This is a genomic window from Neisseria sp. Marseille-Q2251 (genome assembly GCF_940793045.1).
Classification (GTDB): Bacteria; Pseudomonadota; Gammaproteobacteria; order Burkholderiales; family Neisseriaceae; genus Neisseria.
Window position 1 is genome coordinate 1 of sequence record NZ_CALNWV010000019.1, and the last position, 14780, is coordinate 14780.

Annotated in this window: 13 protein-coding genes and 1 riboswitch; of the genes, 5 read left to right on the plus strand and 8 right to left on the minus strand. The window is 52.6% G+C overall.

Going from position 1 to position 14780, the window contains the following annotated elements:
- From AAG834_RS07825 to metK, 7 genes are all read right to left on the minus strand, one after another.
- The coding region (locus AAG834_RS07825) for an IS630 transposase-related protein (RefSeq protein WP_218965968.1) at window positions 1-92 on the minus strand (92 nt) is incomplete at its 3' end.
- Between the two features lie 171 nt (window positions 93-263).
- Entirely contained in the window at window positions 264-908 is a 645-nt protein-coding gene (locus AAG834_RS07830; RefSeq protein ID WP_342031793.1) for a thiol:disulfide interchange protein DsbA/DsbL, read from the minus strand.
- A 10-nt stretch (window positions 909-918) separates the two neighbouring features.
- Window positions 919-2013, minus strand: coding sequence for an SPOR domain-containing protein (locus tag AAG834_RS07835; protein ID WP_342031794.1), 1095 nt, complete (start codon window positions 2011-2013; stop codon window positions 919-921).
- Between the two features lie 302 nt (window positions 2014-2315).
- Window positions 2316-3812 (minus strand): YifB family Mg chelatase-like AAA ATPase, encoded by a 1497-nt coding sequence (locus tag AAG834_RS07840; protein ID WP_342031795.1) that lies wholly within the window; start codon window positions 3810-3812, stop codon window positions 2316-2318.
- A gap of 13 nt (window positions 3813-3825) precedes the next feature.
- On the minus strand, window positions 3826-4146 hold the full coding sequence (locus AAG834_RS07845) for an accessory factor UbiK family protein (RefSeq protein ID WP_016686683.1): 321 nt from the start codon (window positions 4144-4146) through the stop codon (window positions 3826-3828).
- A 199-nt stretch (window positions 4147-4345) separates the two neighbouring features.
- The gene (locus AAG834_RS07850; protein WP_342031796.1) at window positions 4346-5410 is read right to left on the minus strand and encodes a DUF1176 domain-containing protein; all 1065 of its coding nucleotides are present in this window, start codon (window positions 5408-5410) and stop codon (window positions 4346-4348) included.
- Window positions 5411-5585: 175 nt separating this feature from the next.
- Window positions 5586-6755 carry a methionine adenosyltransferase gene (gene metK, locus AAG834_RS07855; RefSeq protein ID WP_342031797.1) on the minus strand — a complete coding sequence of 390 codons (1170 nt, stop codon included), beginning with the start codon at window positions 6753-6755 and terminating at the stop codon, window positions 5586-5588.
- A 190-nt stretch (window positions 6756-6945) separates the two neighbouring features.
- Window positions 6946-7055, minus strand: a riboswitch (SAM-I-IV-variant riboswitch).
- Between the two features lie 92 nt (window positions 7056-7147).
- On the opposite strand from metK, the gene AAG834_RS07860 reads away from it, so the two are divergent.
- Both AAG834_RS07860 and nqrM read left to right on the plus strand, forming a co-directional pair.
- On the plus strand, window positions 7148-8197 hold the full coding sequence (locus tag AAG834_RS07860; protein ID WP_342031814.1) for an FAD:protein FMN transferase: 1050 nt from the start codon (window positions 7148-7150) through the stop codon (window positions 8195-8197).
- A gap of 38 nt (window positions 8198-8235) precedes the next feature.
- On the plus strand, window positions 8236-8457 hold the full coding sequence (nqrM, locus tag AAG834_RS07865; RefSeq protein WP_003744568.1) for a (Na+)-NQR maturation NqrM: 222 nt from the start codon (window positions 8236-8238) through the stop codon (window positions 8455-8457).
- Between the two features lie 364 nt (window positions 8458-8821).
- On the opposite strand, the gene AAG834_RS07870 is transcribed toward nqrM, so the two are convergent.
- On the minus strand, window positions 8822-11035 hold the full coding sequence (locus tag AAG834_RS07870) for a RelA/SpoT family protein (protein WP_342031798.1): 2214 nt from the start codon (window positions 11033-11035) through the stop codon (window positions 8822-8824).
- A gap of 221 nt (window positions 11036-11256) precedes the next feature.
- Between AAG834_RS07870 and AAG834_RS07875 the strand changes: the two genes are divergently transcribed.
- From AAG834_RS07875 to AAG834_RS07885, 3 genes are all read left to right on the plus strand, one after another.
- Entirely contained in the window at window positions 11257-12006 is a 750-nt protein-coding gene (locus AAG834_RS07875) for a hypothetical protein (protein WP_342031799.1), read from the plus strand.
- A 31-nt stretch (window positions 12007-12037) separates the two neighbouring features.
- Window positions 12038-13861 carry a hypothetical protein gene (locus AAG834_RS07880; RefSeq protein ID WP_234396124.1) on the plus strand — a complete coding sequence of 608 codons (1824 nt, stop codon included), beginning with the start codon at window positions 12038-12040 and terminating at the stop codon, window positions 13859-13861.
- 106 nt (window positions 13862-13967) lie between these two features.
- On the plus strand, window positions 13968-14609 hold the full coding sequence (locus AAG834_RS07885) for a GrxB family glutaredoxin (protein WP_342031800.1): 642 nt from the start codon (window positions 13968-13970) through the stop codon (window positions 14607-14609).
- Window positions 14610-14780 lie beyond the last annotated feature (171 nt).

A 14780-nucleotide genomic window follows, 5' to 3' on the forward strand; every position in this document is an offset into this window, starting at 1 on the left:
GACAAGTTAAACGTCGCTGCGGTTTGGCTGATGTTTTTGCATTGTTCGTAATAGTTTAAAGCTTTGTTTCTTAAGTCCGCAGAGTATGCCATGGTTAGACCTTAAAAGTTGAGTATTGTACTATTTTATTTTTAATTGACTATATTTACCCCATCCCTCAGCAGTATTCGTTTTTATGGATTTTACGCCGCCCAAAACAAACAGACAGTTCGGAAACCGCCTTATCTTTTGCGGTCATTCCGAAACTGTCTGGATAAATTCCGTCAGCGCGCGGCTTTGCCGGAACGCTCTTGGCGGACTTTGTTAATCAGCTCGCCTATGGTTTTCTGCCCATTCGCCCAATCGCTGCTGAATATGACCCGATATTTGCCTCCGACGATGACGTCCGGCGTGCCTTCGATACGGTAAGTCTCGGTCAGGCTTTGCATTTTTTTAGCGGCTGCAAGGCTGGCGGGTGCGTCGTATGCGGCAATCAGTTTTTTGCTGTCAAAGCTTTTTTGTGCCGCCGCCCAGCTTTTGAAAGTGGCGGCATCCGCCAAATTGATTTTCTGTTCGTGTACGGCTTTGAAAATAGCGGGGTTTGCCTGATACTTCAAACCCGAAGCGTTAACCGCCGCGGCAACCCGCGCCAAGCCCAACATTTCAGGCATCCAGACGACGTGTTCGGTACGCAGGTAAACGTCTTTCGGGAAAGTTTTGCTGTATGACAGCAAGACGGGATCAAAGTTTTGGCAATGTACGCAGAAATAGCCGAAAAATTCCAAAACTTCGATTTTGGATGCGTCTTGTTGCGGAATCGGTTTGTTCAAAACCGTGTAATCCACGCCTTCGACCGCAGCCTGCGCGCTTGCGGAAAAGGCAAGCGCGAGGCTGAGGAGGACGGCTGCTGGTTTGCTTGTCCGTTTCATTGCCGCCTCCTTATTGTGCCGAACGCATCAGGCTGTTGATATTGTGTTTTTGCAAGTCTTTTTGAACATTTTTTGCGGTTTCAGACGACATGCTGTTGCTTTGTACGCGGTAAACGGTTTTGTCGCCGTTTGTGCGTTCGACTACTTTGGACGAAATGCCCAGCATGGCGAGTTTGGCACGTTGCGCGTCGGCGCTGTTGCGGTCGGCGTACGAACCCATTTGCAGGATGACTTTCTTACCGCCTTCCGCAGTTTTGGCTTCGGCTTTGGCGTTGTCGGCTTTGGCGGTTTGTTTGTCCGCATCAGCTTTCTTCACTTCTTTCGCCGCACCTTTATTCGCTTCCTGACGGGCTTTTTCGATGCTGCCGCTGTTCAGGATTTGTTCGGGAGTCGGTTTGTTGGTTTTGGCCGTTTCAGTTTTCTTGGCTTCGGCGGCTTTCTTCTCTGCCGCTTTTTTCTCGGCAAGTTTGCGCTCGGCGCGCGCTTTTTGTTTGTCCGTCAACTCGGCTGCCTTTTGGGCTTTATCGGCGGCTTCTTTGTCGGCTTTGGCTTTTTCTGCGCGTTTTTTCGCAAGTTCTGCTTTTTTCTCGGCAAGTTTTTGTTTCAACTCGCGTTCGGCAGCGTCTTTGTCTTCTTTTTCAGCTTCGCGTAGGGCTTTTTCTGCTTCGCGGGCTTCGTCTTCCGCTTCATGGACGGCACGTTCTTTTTCCGCTTTTTCTTTGTCCGCGCGTTCTTTCTCGGCTTTGGCTTTATCAGCCTTTTCTTGCGCTTCTTTCTCGGCGCGTTCTTTTTCTTTGGCTGCCGCATCGTCGTCGGCTTCGCTGCGTTTCTGTTCGGGCTTAGCTTCTTCTGCCGGACGCTCTTTCTCTACGGGAACGACGACAGGCTGCTCTTCAGTCTCAGGCTTGGATTCAGGTTTGGATTTTTCCTGCGGCTTGAGGATTTCAGGCTCGGTTTGCTGTTTTTGCGGCTCGGTCGCGCCTTTGAAGGCGTTCGGCGTGTCTTGATTCAGAAAATACAGGATGCCCCCGATCACGCCGGTAGCGAGGAGGAGGCCGAAGAAAAAGCCGAAAAGGCCTTTGCCGTATTGAGTGTTCTTATTCATAAGATACCTATATTGATGATGCCGTTCAGACAACCTTTTGGCGGCAGATGAATCTGCTGCTGCCATCGGCAGGGACGGGTCATTTTATCAATATCCTTTATATTGGGCAAAAATGCGCTGTTTGTTTACATGGTTTTTACGAAAACCGCCGTGATGTTAGGACGTGCTGACAGTTCGCCGACAACGGAATTTCCTGATAAAACAGTACATTCCTCACTTAAAACACCAGCAAGATACCCAACCTGTTTCGGTTTTTTATCTTGAATCTTCCGTTTTCAGCATTCAAGGTCGTCTGAAAAATCTTACAACGCGCGGCGAAAGCTGACGGCTTTCAAAACGTGGCTTCTGCCGACTTCTTCATCGCCCGCTAAATCCGCCAGCGTACGCGCCACGCGCATGATGCGGTGGAAGCTGCGGGCGGAGAGGGAGAGTTTTTCCAACAGGCTGCCCAAGGCTTCCTGCGCTTCTTTTTGGATGCGGGCGGACGTATCGAGTTCACTGACACTCAAGGCGGCATTCACTTTGCCTTGCCGCGCGTATTGTTTGTCGCGGGCGGCGATCACGCGTTCCAACACACAGGCGCTGCTTTCCCCTGCTTCCTGCTGCATCAGTTCGGCGGCGGACAGGCTCGGAACTTCGATGGTCAAATCGATGCGGTCGAGCAGCGGGCCGGAAATCTTGCTGCGGTAACGCGCGACGCTTTCGGGCGTGCAGCGGCAGGGTTTGACGGGATGTCCGAGATAACCGCACGGACAGGGGTTCATGGCGGCGACGAGCTGGAATTTGGCGGGATAGACGGCTTGGCGCGCCGCGCGGGAAATGTGGATTTCGCCGTTTTCCAAAGGTTCGCGCAAAACTTCCAAAACTTTGCGGTCAAACTCGGGCAGCTCGTCCAAAAATAAAACGCCGTGATGCGCCAATGAAATTTCGCCCGGACGCGGATCAGAACCGCCGCCGACCATGGCTGCCGAGCTGGCGCTATGGTGCGGGCTGCGGAAAGGACGGTTGCTGTCGAGTTGTTGCTGGTGGTTGGGCAGGAGCGAACGCAACGCCCATACTTCGACCAATTCGTCTTCGGTCAAAGGCGGCAGAATGCCGGGCAACCGCTGGGAAAGCATGGACTTGCCCGTTCCCGGCGGGCCCATCATCAAGAGGCTGTGTCCGCCCGCGGCAGCGATTTCCAAAGCAAGGCGGGCAGTATGTTGGCCTTTGACATCGATGAGATCGGGCAGTTTGGCGTTTTCAGACGACCTCTGCGGGACTTGGCAGTCGGTTTGCGCCAAAGGTTCGATGCCGTTCAAATGGGCGGCGACTTCACCTAACGAACGCGCACCGTAAACGGTAATGCCGCGCATCACGGCGGCTTGTTCTGCGTTTTCCTGCGGCAGGACGAAAGAGCGTCCCGCCTGCATGCCCTGCCACGCCATCGCCAACGCGCCGCGCACAGGGCGCAACATACCGGAAAGTGCCAATTCGCCGGCAAACTCGTACTGCGCGAGCTTTTCGAGCGCGATTTGTCCGGATGCGGCGAGGATGCCCAGCGCAATCGGCAGGTCGAAACGTCCCGATTCTTTGGGCAGGTCGGCAGGGGCGAGGTTGACGGTGATTTTTTTGGCGGGGAAGTCGAAACCGCTTTGGATGATGGCGGCGCGCACACGATCGCGGCTTTCTTTGACTTCGGTATCGGGCAATCCGACGATGTTGAAATGAGGCAGGCCGTTAGCGAGGTGGGCTTCCACTTCGACCAACGGCGCATTCATGCCGCTCAAGGCGCGGCTGTAAACCAAGGCAAGCGACATGTTTCAGACGACCTTATTCGCCGGCTTCGGTTTGCTGTTTGATTTCTTCGACGGCTTCTTGGGCTGCGGCTTGCGCGGCTTCCAATGCAGTCTGCTCAGGCTCTTGCGCGGCTTCAAGTTTTGCCAGACGCTCTTCCAGCTCGACCAGTTTGGTGCGGGTTTTAATCAAAACCTGCTGCTGGATATCGAATTCTTCGCGCGTAACCAAATCCATGCGGTTGAACGCGCTGCCGAGCATGGCTTTGACGTTTTTCTCCATGTCTTTGGCGGGGCTGTTGGCGATGGTTTCGCTGATTTTTGCGCTGACTTCTTCAAAGAGTTGTTTGCCGAACATAATCCGTATCCTTTATATCAGAATATATAAAATCCAAGCGTATTGTATAAGGAAAAAGGTCGTCTGAAAACGGGCATTCTGCTGCTGCGCCTTTTCCTTTCCAAACATCGCCCAAGTGTAGCAAATGCCCGCAAAATCGCTCAATCTTGCGGGCATTTTTGAAACGGCTTTTTCCGTCTGTTTCGATATTCGGCGTATTTTAACGCTCGACGCGGGCATCAAAAATCGGCAGCCACCACGCACCGCCGGTAAAGCCTTTACACGAGCCGGTAGTATGTTCCTCGCTGCGGACGAAGCTCTTGCCGTCCCACACCGCCGTATTGCTTGTCCAGCAGTCGCCTATGCCGCGGCCTTTGAAGCTGCCGCTGAGGGTGGCTGTTTTCTCGTCGAATCCGCCGTGCCCGCCGTATACCATCGGCGGCAACACTTGTTCGATTTTGGTCAACTCTTTATCGGCAATGGCATAGTAGCCGCTGGTTTGATAAGCACCGCCGATACAGATGGCCGAAATCAACACCTGACGATCGTTGAGCGGATGGACATACAGGCTGCGGTTCCAACCCATTTGCTCTTTATTATGCAGGGCGTAACAGTAATTATCGTCGCCTTCGGAAACGCGGTTGCTGTTGCGCAGCAGCTTCATGACGGCGCTGTGGCGCGGTGTGTCTTGCTCCAGTATATCGCCTGCTGTTTTCGGTACGGTAACGGCGCGGATGACGGGTTTGGGCTGCGGGCTGAGGACTGCCTGACTGCTGTCGCCTTTGCGAATCAGCGCGGAAGGCGTATTCAGACGACCTTGGAATTCGTCCGCTTTCAACATTGCCGCCGCTGCGCCTTTGTCGGACAAGTGCCATTCATATTTTCCGGCACGGATGCTGATTTTGCTTTCTTTTTTCAATGCTTCGAGCAAGGCGTTGGTTTGCGCACTGCTCAATTTGCCTTTGCCTTTTTTGTTCAACGCCAATTTGCCCAGTGATTTGCCGTTCAGCATCAATTCGCTGCGGGCTGCCACGCGGGCGAGTTGTCGCTCATCGTCGTTAAACGGCAGCAGGGAAACTTCGCCGGCAACGGCGGCGTTCGCCCCCGCTTTTCGGGTAAATAAGATGGAAACCGGCGTTTCTGTTTCATCCGCCTGATATCCGGCAAGACGGCAGGTGCCGGTATTGTCGCAAGCGATGTCCCAGTCTTGGTAATTTTGATAAAAGCCTTGAGGCGGAGCGGCAAGCGCGGTGGCGGGCAAAACAGCCAGCAGCCATTTTTTCATGATGTATTCCTTCAGTTTTATTTTATTGGTGGACGGGTAAAAGACAGCGCGGCAAGGAAACACAGCGCCGTGCTGTTTTTTTGTAAAACATATGATACGTCGTTTGCCAAAAAGTTTTTGACTCGGGACGGCAAAGGTCGTCTGAAACTCCCTTTCAGACGACCTTTATAGCTTTTTATACGCCTGCGGCTGCTTTCAATGCGGCTGCTTTGTCGGTGCGCTCCCAAGTAAACTCAGGCTCTTCGCGGCCGAAATGGCCGTATGCGGCGGATTTGCTGTAAATCGGGCGCAAGAGGTCGAGCATTTGGACGATGCCTTTGGGGCGCAGGTCGAAATGTTCGCGAACTAAGGCAATCAGTTTTTCTTCGCTGATTTTGCCGGTGCCGAAAGTGTCGATGGAAATCGAAGTCGGTTCGGCAACGCCGATGGCGTAGGAAACCTGAATCTGACATTGGGTCGCCAAACCGGCGGCGACGATGTTTTTCGCGACATATCGGCAGGCGTAGGCAGCAGAGCGGTCCACTTTGGACGGGTCTTTGCCGGAGAACGCGCCACCGCCGTGCGGAGCCGCGCCGCCGTAGGTATCAACGATGATTTTACGGCCGGTCAGACCGCAGTCGCCTTGCGGGCCGCCAATAACGAAGCGGCCGGTCGGGTTGATCAGATATTTGGTTTCGGCAGTCAGCATTTCGGGCGGTAGAACGGGCTTGATAATCTGCTCGATAACGGCGTTGCTCAGTTCTTCATGGCTGATTGCAGGGTCGTGCTGGGTGGACAGGACGACGGTGTCGATGCGTTTTACTTTGCCGGTTTCGCTGTCGTAAACCACGGTCAGCTGCGCTTTTGCGTCGGGACGCAGCCAAGGCAGGCGACCGTCTTTGCGCAATTCGCTTTGACGCTGCATCAGGCGGTGGCTGTAATAGATGGCAAATGGCATCAGGGTCGGGGTTTCGTCGCAGGCGTAGCCGAACATCAAGCCTTGGTCGCCTGCGCCTTGGTTCAGGTCGATGCCTTCGCCTTCGTTCACGCCTTGGGCGATGTCGGGGGATTGCTGGTCGTAGTACACGCCGACCGCGCAGCCGTTGGCGTCAAAGCCCAACTCGGACGAGTTGTAGCCGATGCGTTTGATGGTTTCGCGTGCGACTTTGATGTAGTCCACATGGGCGGTGGTGGTGATTTCGCCCGCCAACACGCACAAACCGGTGTTTACCAGAGTTTCCGCCGCGACGCGCGCTTTGGGGTCTTGCGCCAAAACCGCATCCAAAATCGCATCGGACACTTGGTCGGCTACTTTGTCCGGATGGCCTTCGGAAACCGATTCGGAAGTAAACAGATATTCGCTCATTTCAATATTTTCCTTCAAAAACAAGCCGTCTGCTTTCAGACGACCTGTTGTTTCATCATATATCCCACAACGGAAATCATAACAAAATTTCCACCTGCGCTCCATCCAAATGATAAATATTCCTACTTGGATAAAAGGTTAGGAATCCTGCCTGCACAAAACATACAGGCAAAAAAATTCCCGCATCAAGCGGGGGGATTTGAATTGCCCTCTCGGACCACATCGGCTTTGCAGCCGTCCACCTTACCTTTCCGTCTGAAAAGCAGGTTGGCATGGAATTCCCAACTCTTAATGCAGCGCGGATGTTAGCAGAAAAGCCCCTCTCCCGCAAGCCGCGCGCCCCTGCGTTTTACGTTACAATACGTCGTCTGAAAACACCCGAACACCCTATCATGCACCTGCCCTCCGCCATTCCCGCCCTTGCCACCGCCCTCGTCCTTACCTTACCACTGGGTGCGTGCGGCAAAAAAACATCCGAACAAACCGTACTTCAGGGCGAAACGATGGGGACGACCTATACCGTCAAATACCTTTCAGACGACCTCTCCAACCCGCCCGCGCCCGAAGCCGTGAAAAAACAGATTGACGGCGCGCTCGAAGAAGTCAACCGCCAAATGTCCACCTACCGCGAAGACTCCGAAATCAGCCGCTTCAACCAAATGCGTGAAACCCGCAAACCCATGCCCGTTTCCGCCGATTTCGCCGCCGTTACCGCCGAAGCCTTACGCCTCAACCGCCTCACACAAGGCGCACTCGACGTAACCGTCGGCCCGCTCGTCAACCTTTGGGGCTTCGGACCGAACAAAGAAATCACCCGCGAACCCACCCAAGCCGAAATCGACAAAGCCGCCGCCCAAACCGGCACCGACAAAATCATCCTGACGCAAAACGGCAAACAAGCCACGCTCGCCAAAACCCAGCCCGAAACCTATCTCGACTTTTCCTCCATCGCCAAAGGCTTCGGCGTGGACAAAGTGGCAGGCGAACTTGAAAAACTCGGCATCAACAACTACCTTGTTGAAATCGGCGGCGAATTGCACGGCAAAGGCCGCAACGCTAAAGGCGAGCCTTGGCGCATCGGCATCGAACAGCCCAACATCGTCCAAGGCGGCAACACCCAAATCGTCATCCCCCTCGACAACCGCTCCCTCGCCACCTCCGGCGACTACCGCATTTTCCACGTTGACCCGCAAGGCAGGCGGCTGTCCCACATCATCGACCCCAAAACCCGCCGCCCGCTGTCGCACCGCCTCGCCTCCATCAGCGTCGTCGCCGACAACGCCACCACCGCCGACGGCCTGTCCACCGGACTTTTCGTACTCGGCGAGACCGAAGCCCTCAAACTCGCCGAACAGCAAAACCTCGCCGTTTTCCTGATTATCCGCGACCAAAACGGCTACCGCACCGAAATGTCCGGCGCGTTTAAAAAACTACTCCATTAATATCTACACACTCATATCCATCCCACAGGAACACCATCATGAAAACCCTACTCCTCACCTTCGGCCTCTTCCTACTCGTCATCCTCGGCATGGCGGTCGGCTATATTTTCTCCAAACGCACCATCAAAGGCAGTTGCGGCGGCATTTCCTCGCTGGGCATGAAAAAAGTCTGCGACTGTGACACCCCGTGCGACACGCTGCAAAAGAAACTGGACGAACAGAAACAACAGGAAAACAAAGGCATCACCGTCGATCACTGAACCTTTCCCGATTCAGGTTCAGCCTTGCTTTGAACTTGGCAACACAAAAGGTCGTCTGAAAACCGCATATTGCAGTTTTCAGACGACCTTTGATTTGAAGATGTGGCTGTTTTTAAAAGGCAGATAGCGATTTATCGAAGCTGCTCCAATTACCGCCATTCCTTCGCAGGCGGGAATCCAGCCTTCTGCTTTTCAGAGGCACTTAAAGATTGCCGTAAGCCCGAACTTCCGGATTTCCGTCGCAGCCCGTCTCCGCGCAGGCAGGAAGGACAGAACAGATAGTTCCAATGTCGATTGACGATACAGACAAAAAGGTCGTCTGAAAAACCTGAAATCCGTTTTTCAGACGACCTTTTGTTCCACCTTACAAGCGCGTGACGCTCAACACGCCTTTGACGTCGCCGAGGCTGGCGAGGACGCGCGGGAGGTCGTTGACTTGTTTGACTTCAAGCGTGAACCTCATGCTGGCTTCCAAGTCGCGGGACTGGGTTTGCACGGCGGTAACGTTGAGTTTGTGGCGGGCAAGTGCATCGGATACGTCGCGTAAAAGCCCTGAGCGGTCTTGGGCGCGGATTTCGACATCGACGGCGAACACTTGTCCTTCCTGCAACGCCGCCCAGCTTGCGTCCAGCACTTTTTCAGGCGCTTGTTCGGCGAGGTGTTGGAAAGAGGGGCAGGTTTTGCGGTGTACGGAAATGCCGCGCTCGCGGGTAACGAAGCCGACAATATCGTCGGGCGGCGCGGGTTTGCAGCATTTGGCAAGCGTGGTCATCAAACCGTCTTCGCCATCGATGAGTACACCTGTTTTGCCGCCTTTTTTGATTTTGGACTGTTTGACGATGGTGGTTTCGCTGACAGGTACGGGCGGCGGTTCGTTCAGCGTGCCGCAGGCTTTCTGGATGGCGCGGTTGGAAATTTCGCCTTGTCCGACGGCGGTGTAGAGGTCGTCGAGTTTTTTGTAGCCGAGGTTTTCGGCAAGCTCTTGCAGGTTGGGCTTGGGCGTGAGTTTGGCAAGCTGCTTGTCGAGTTGGACGCGGCCTTCTTCGCGCACGGTGTCGGCGTTTTGCTGACGGATATAGGCGCGGATTTTGCCGATTGCCTTGCTGGATTTGACCCAGCCTTCGTAGAGCCAGTTGACGGAAGGATGCCCTTCTTTGGCGGTAATGATTTCGACGCGCTGTCCGTTTTCAAGCGGGGTGGACAGCGGCACGATTTGCCCTTCGACTTTCGCGCCGCGGCAGCGGTCGCCGATGCTGCTGTGCAGGGCGTAGGCGAAGTCGATGGGGGTCGCACCCGTAGGCAGGGAGAGGACTTTGCCATGCGGGGTCAGGACGTAAATCGTGTCGTTGAAAAGCTCGGTTTTGAAGGCGGCGGCGAGGTCTTCCTTGCCACTTTCCGCCATGTTTTCGCGCCAGTCCAAGAGTTGGCGCAACCAGGCGATTTTCTGTTCGTAGGCGGAATCGCCCTTGCCGCCCTCTTTATAACGCCAGTGCGCGGCGACACCGAATTCGTTGAATTGGTGCATATCGAAGGTGCGGATTTGTACTTCCACGCCCTTGTCTTCCGGGCCGACGATGACGGTGTGCAAGCTTTTATAGCCGTTGCCTTTGGGGTTGGCGATGTAGTCGTCGAACTCGCCCGGGATGGGCTGCCAGAGGCTGTGGACGATACCCAGCGTGGTGTAACACTCGGGGACGGTATCGACCAGAATCCGCACGGCGCGGATGTCGAACAGCCCGTCGAAGCTGAGTTTTTTCTTCACCATTTTTTTGTAAATGGAGTAGATGTGTTTCGGGCGGCCGGCGACTTCAAAGTGGACGTTGTATTTTTTAAGCTCCGCGCGCAGGATGTTGAGGAAGTTTTCGATGTATTCGAGGCGTTCGGTGCGTTTTTCGTCCAAAAGCAGCGCGATTTCACGGTATTTTTCGGGTTCTTGATGGCGGAAGCCGAGGTCTTCGAGCTGCCATTTGAGCTGCCATACGCCCAGACGGTTGGCGAGCGGGGCGAAGATGTCGAGGGTTTCTTTGGCGACGGCGCGTTTTTCGGGGCTGTCGGGGATATTGCTGAGAAACTGCATGGTGCGGGTACGCATGGCGAGCTTGATCAACACGACGCGGATGTCGGTAACCATCGCCAGCAGCATTTTACGCATGGTTTCCGCCTGTTGGGCGCGCTCTTCAGGCGTGGCAAGGCTGTCCACACGGGCGAAGTGGGTGAGCTTCTGCACTTCGTCCACACCTTTGACCAGCTCGGCGACGGTGCTGTTGCAGCGTTCCGTGAGCAGCTCGCGCCAGTCGGGCACAAAACGCACGATGTCGGCCAAAAGCGTGGCGGCCACCGCATCGGGCAGTAAATCCAATTCGTTCACCATACGCGCCGCACCCAAAAGGTGCGCCAAAAGCGGCTCGCCCGCAGGCGTGGCCGCATCGGCAGGATAATGCGTCTCGGCCAGCGACAAGGCCGTCTGAAGCAGCTTTTGCGCAGGTTCGGGCAAACCGGCGGTGTGCGCGTCAAACCACGCGCGGGATTCTTGCATCGGTGCGGCGGGGATTTCCGGTGTTTGTCGTGTGTTGCTCATGGCGTGCCGTTTCTCCGTTTGTTTTGTTTCGACATAGCGGCTGTATTGTAGCAGCTTGCCCGTATTTTGCGACAAAGCATGTTTCAGACGGCCTGGGCTACCCAACTTGCAATAACATATAAACATCAAAATAAAACAAACAATTAGCGTGTAAATGTGCTTGCAGTGAAAAAATATTGGGAATAATATCAATGTAAGTAATAATTTTTATCAAGAAGGAGATGGGTGTGAAATTTTTAGCTGCTTTGTTGTGGCCGGCCATGTTGCTGCCCATTTTGTCTCATGCTGATAGCGGCAGCATTCAGACGGTCTCTGTTTCTCAAGCATATGCGGATGACGCAACGGGCTGCGAGCAGCTTTATCCTGTAAATAGCTTCGAGAGTTTGTTCAGGCAGATAGCAGGCACGGTGCATAGTGCCTGTTTGCTTGATATGCCGCCTGAAGATTTAGCGAAAAAGTGGCAGATTCCCGTGTACCGGCGCTATCTGCGGCTTTCTGGCCGTTTGCGGCCTGACGGAGAAAAACAGGCGGTACTCAGATGGAAAGACAAGGCAGAGCGGCAGAAATGGCTCAAACACAGGTGGCGTAAGCTAAAACGGCCGACCGACGGCTTTACGGTAGTGCATCAGACCGACTACGACGGCAGCACTTTTTTAGAAATCGAAGCAACGCCTGATTATTTAAAGCATTACCGTTCGCTGTTTCCTGACGACCGTTATCCTGATGATTTGCCGAAACCCTATGTTTCATCTCATATCCTAAGCCCGGTCAGCGTATGCTTTAACGACGGAACAAGAAAGAATTTCCCCAGGTATACGGTAGTAAATCAAGTAGCAGTAGATGAAGACAACCGTTTGATCGGGAGTGATAGACATTTGATTATAAGGGAGGGGAAAGGTGCAGGAATATTATTTCAGCATCCAACAGACAAATGCATTAATGATATTTCCAGCATCTTTCTTATCAGATAGTCGATAGTATTTAATTTTAAAGGTATATGGTATGGCTACAACAGCACAAATCCGGCAGCATTTTTTAAAATTAGGGATGCCTGTTTCAGAGGTAAATCAGATTATTCGGGATCCGATTTTAATGGGACAAACTCGTAATTTTATTAGTCAGTGGGGATTAGGGAGCGTTCGAGCGGATCCCGAATATTCCGGTATATTTTTTAAAAGTGAACTAGTTAATAACAAAGAAAATAGAAGCATTGTATTCGGTACGGCAGACAAAAGATATCTGACTGCTTCTGATTGGGCGCATGAAATAGGGCATGGGCTTTCAAAAACAATGTCCAAGCTTGATCTTGATATTGATGGAAATCGTAATACAACAGCGAATGAATATGCACGAAGATTTGTTTATGAGGAAGGAAAAGCCGAATACAACCGTTTTCAGTTTGATCTGCGGAATAATCCCAAAGAAACCAAATACGGATCGGATACGGCAGCAATCAAGGCGATGAATCAACAACAGGCTGTTGATTATTTTGCCCATAAAATGAAAACCCAAAACCCCAGCGGCCAGCCCGGCGATACTTATTGGACATTGGCGAAATCAATATTCCTTAAGAAAATCAATCCAAACCTGCTAAACGGTAAAACTCCGGCCGAAAAGCAAAAAATCCTGCAATCAGGAATGGATGAAGCAGCGCCTGACCATCCCAGCAGACTGTTTGGCGTAGGTGACGAGCGGGTTCGCTTTCAGAAAACCGATCCGAATATGCCGCTTAGTCTGATGCCGATGATGGCGCGTGGAAATCCTACGCTGATGGTGGTATTTGTACCTGCCAACAGCCGTTTGGCAGACGGTACGGTAACGACGGCTGCAAGAACAGCGTTATATTATTCTTCAGGCGGAAAGCAGGGGGCGATTGAATTCGGTATCGGCAGCGCGGGCAAGAGTGTCAGCTTCAACGATAATTTAGTAAATTACTCAAAAAGTGCGTATGCGGCACTGATTACTTCAGCCAGCAGGCTTCATTCCAATGCAGTGAACCGCTTGGCTGCTTTGGTCGAACAGCAAAAATCCGAACAGGCATCAGGAAAAGGCAAAGAAATTCATAATGAAAACGAAGCTTTGAAAGCTTTGCAGGATTTACTGAACAAAGCCAATATTTCACTTGATTTGCAGGGCGGAGTGGATAATCTTCAGCAGAATTTTGACCAAATTGCCAAAAATTACCATACTCCTCTTGCTATCGAGCTGTATGGAGAAGAGTTGCTCACGACTTCGGTAGAGGATGGAGTGAGTTTTGATATGGATGGCGACGGGATGGCCGAACAGACGGCTTGGCTCAAAAAAGGCAGCGGTTTTTTGGTTTGGGATAAAAATGGAGACGGCATGGTAAACGACGGAACGGAGATGTTTGGTGAGGCAACAGTTATGTCTGACGGCAAGCGCGCAGAAAACGGCGTAGAAGCTTTGAAAGATTTGGACAGCGACAATAATAATATCATTAATCAATATGATGAATTGTGGGGCGAGCTAAGAATCTGGCATGACGAAAACAGTAACGGGAAAACGGAGGAAGGAGAGCTTTCTCTATTGTCCGACTGGAATATCCAGTCGATCTCTTTGGATTTTGCAGAAATCAATCTGAAAGATGAAACCGATAATAAAATATTATTTGAATCAGAAGTGGTTTTGGAAAACGGGGAAAGGCGCAAGGTTGCCGATATTGATTTCCAAAACGACAAAGGAATTTACAATGAGTTGGCAGGTGAAATTTCAGCAGAGACAGCCGCTGATGTCGTGTATCCGACGGAAATTTCAACATCGGTTATACTGCCCGGAGAAAATACTGCATATATCCCGGCCGTATAAACACGTTATCAGATATGGCTTCCAAAGATATTTGGCAGGATAATCCTTTTGCGTGAGGCATTCAGACGGCCTTTGCCCAATCAAACCCATTTTCGGAGGATTTTTAATGAAACTGTATTACTATGACCATTGCCCGTTTTGCGTGCGGGCGCGGATAGCGGCGGGGCTGTTGGGCGCGGACGTTGAAGACGTCGTGCTGGCAAACGACGACGAGGCGACGCCGATCAGCATGATCGGCGCGAAACAAGTGCCCATCCTGCAAAAAGAAGACGGTTCGTTTATGGGCGAGAGTTTGGACGTTGTCCGCTATCTTGACCGCGAGGGTCGTCTGAAAGATGAAACCCGCCCCGAAATCCAGGCATGGTTGGACAAAGTGGGCGAATACAACCTGAAACTCGTCCAGCCGCGCGTGATCAAACTCGGACTGCCCGAATTTGAAACGCCGGAAGCGGTGAAATATTTCACGGACAAAAAAGAGAAAAGCATCGGCAGCTTCGCCGCCAATTTGGAGAAAACCGGTCAGTATGTGCAACGGCTGAACGGGGATTTGGCGGAACTGGAAACGCTGATGGCAGAAGGCGGCGCAGGTTTGAACGGCGAAATCGGCATGGAAGACATATTGGTGTTCCCGATATTGCGCAACCTGACCGTCGTGCGCGGCGTCGAGTGGCCGCAAAAGATTATGGATTATCTGTTGCGCATGAGCGAAGCATCGGGCGTGCCGCTGTATTTCGACCGCGCCTTGTAATAACCGAATCCGCCGGATAAAACAAACGGAAAGGTCGTCTGAAAACAGTTTTCAGACGACCTTTCCGTTTGCGCCCGCCCTACCTTCCGGGAGTGAATGGAATCAGGCGGAACAAGCATGGCGAGAAATTGTTGATGTATGACCCCGAACAGATCGGGTGATACATCAATA

What these genes read in the sequence shown, in the direction of transcription:
- AAG834_RS07830 (WP_342031793.1), bottom strand. Translation starts at nt 908, where the DNA reads ATGAAACGGACAAGCAAACCAGCAGCCGTCCTCCTCAGCCTCGCGCTT.
- AAG834_RS07835 (WP_342031794.1), bottom strand. Translation starts at nt 2,013, where the DNA reads ATGAATAAGAACACTCAATACGGCAAAGGCCTTTTCGGCTTTTTCTTC.
- AAG834_RS07840 (WP_342031795.1), bottom strand. Translation starts at nt 3,812, where the DNA reads ATGTCGCTTGCCTTGGTTTACAGCCGCGCCTTGAGCGGCATGAATGCG.
- AAG834_RS07845 (WP_016686683.1), bottom strand. Translation starts at nt 4,146, where the DNA reads ATGTTCGGCAAACAACTCTTTGAAGAAGTCAGCGCAAAAATCAGCGAA.
- AAG834_RS07850 (WP_342031796.1), bottom strand. Translation starts at nt 5,410, where the DNA reads ATGAAAAAATGGCTGCTGGCTGTTTTGCCCGCCACCGCGCTTGCCGCT.
- metK (WP_342031797.1), bottom strand. Translation starts at nt 6,755, where the DNA reads ATGAGCGAATATCTGTTTACTTCCGAATCGGTTTCCGAAGGCCATCCG.
- AAG834_RS07860 (WP_342031814.1), top strand. Translation starts at nt 7,148, where the DNA reads ATGCACCTGCCCTCCGCCATTCCCGCCCTTGCCACCGCCCTCGTCCTT.
- nqrM (WP_003744568.1), top strand. Translation starts at nt 8,236, where the DNA reads ATGAAAACCCTACTCCTCACCTTCGGCCTCTTCCTACTCGTCATCCTC.
- AAG834_RS07870 (WP_342031798.1), bottom strand. Translation starts at nt 11,035, where the DNA reads ATGAGCAACACACGACAAACACCGGAAATCCCCGCCGCACCGATGCAA.
- AAG834_RS07875 (WP_342031799.1), top strand. Translation starts at nt 11,257, where the DNA reads ATGGGTGTGAAATTTTTAGCTGCTTTGTTGTGGCCGGCCATGTTGCTG.
- AAG834_RS07880 (WP_234396124.1), top strand. Translation starts at nt 12,038, where the DNA reads ATGGCTACAACAGCACAAATCCGGCAGCATTTTTTAAAATTAGGGATG.
- AAG834_RS07885 (WP_342031800.1), top strand. Translation starts at nt 13,968, where the DNA reads ATGAAACTGTATTACTATGACCATTGCCCGTTTTGCGTGCGGGCGCGG.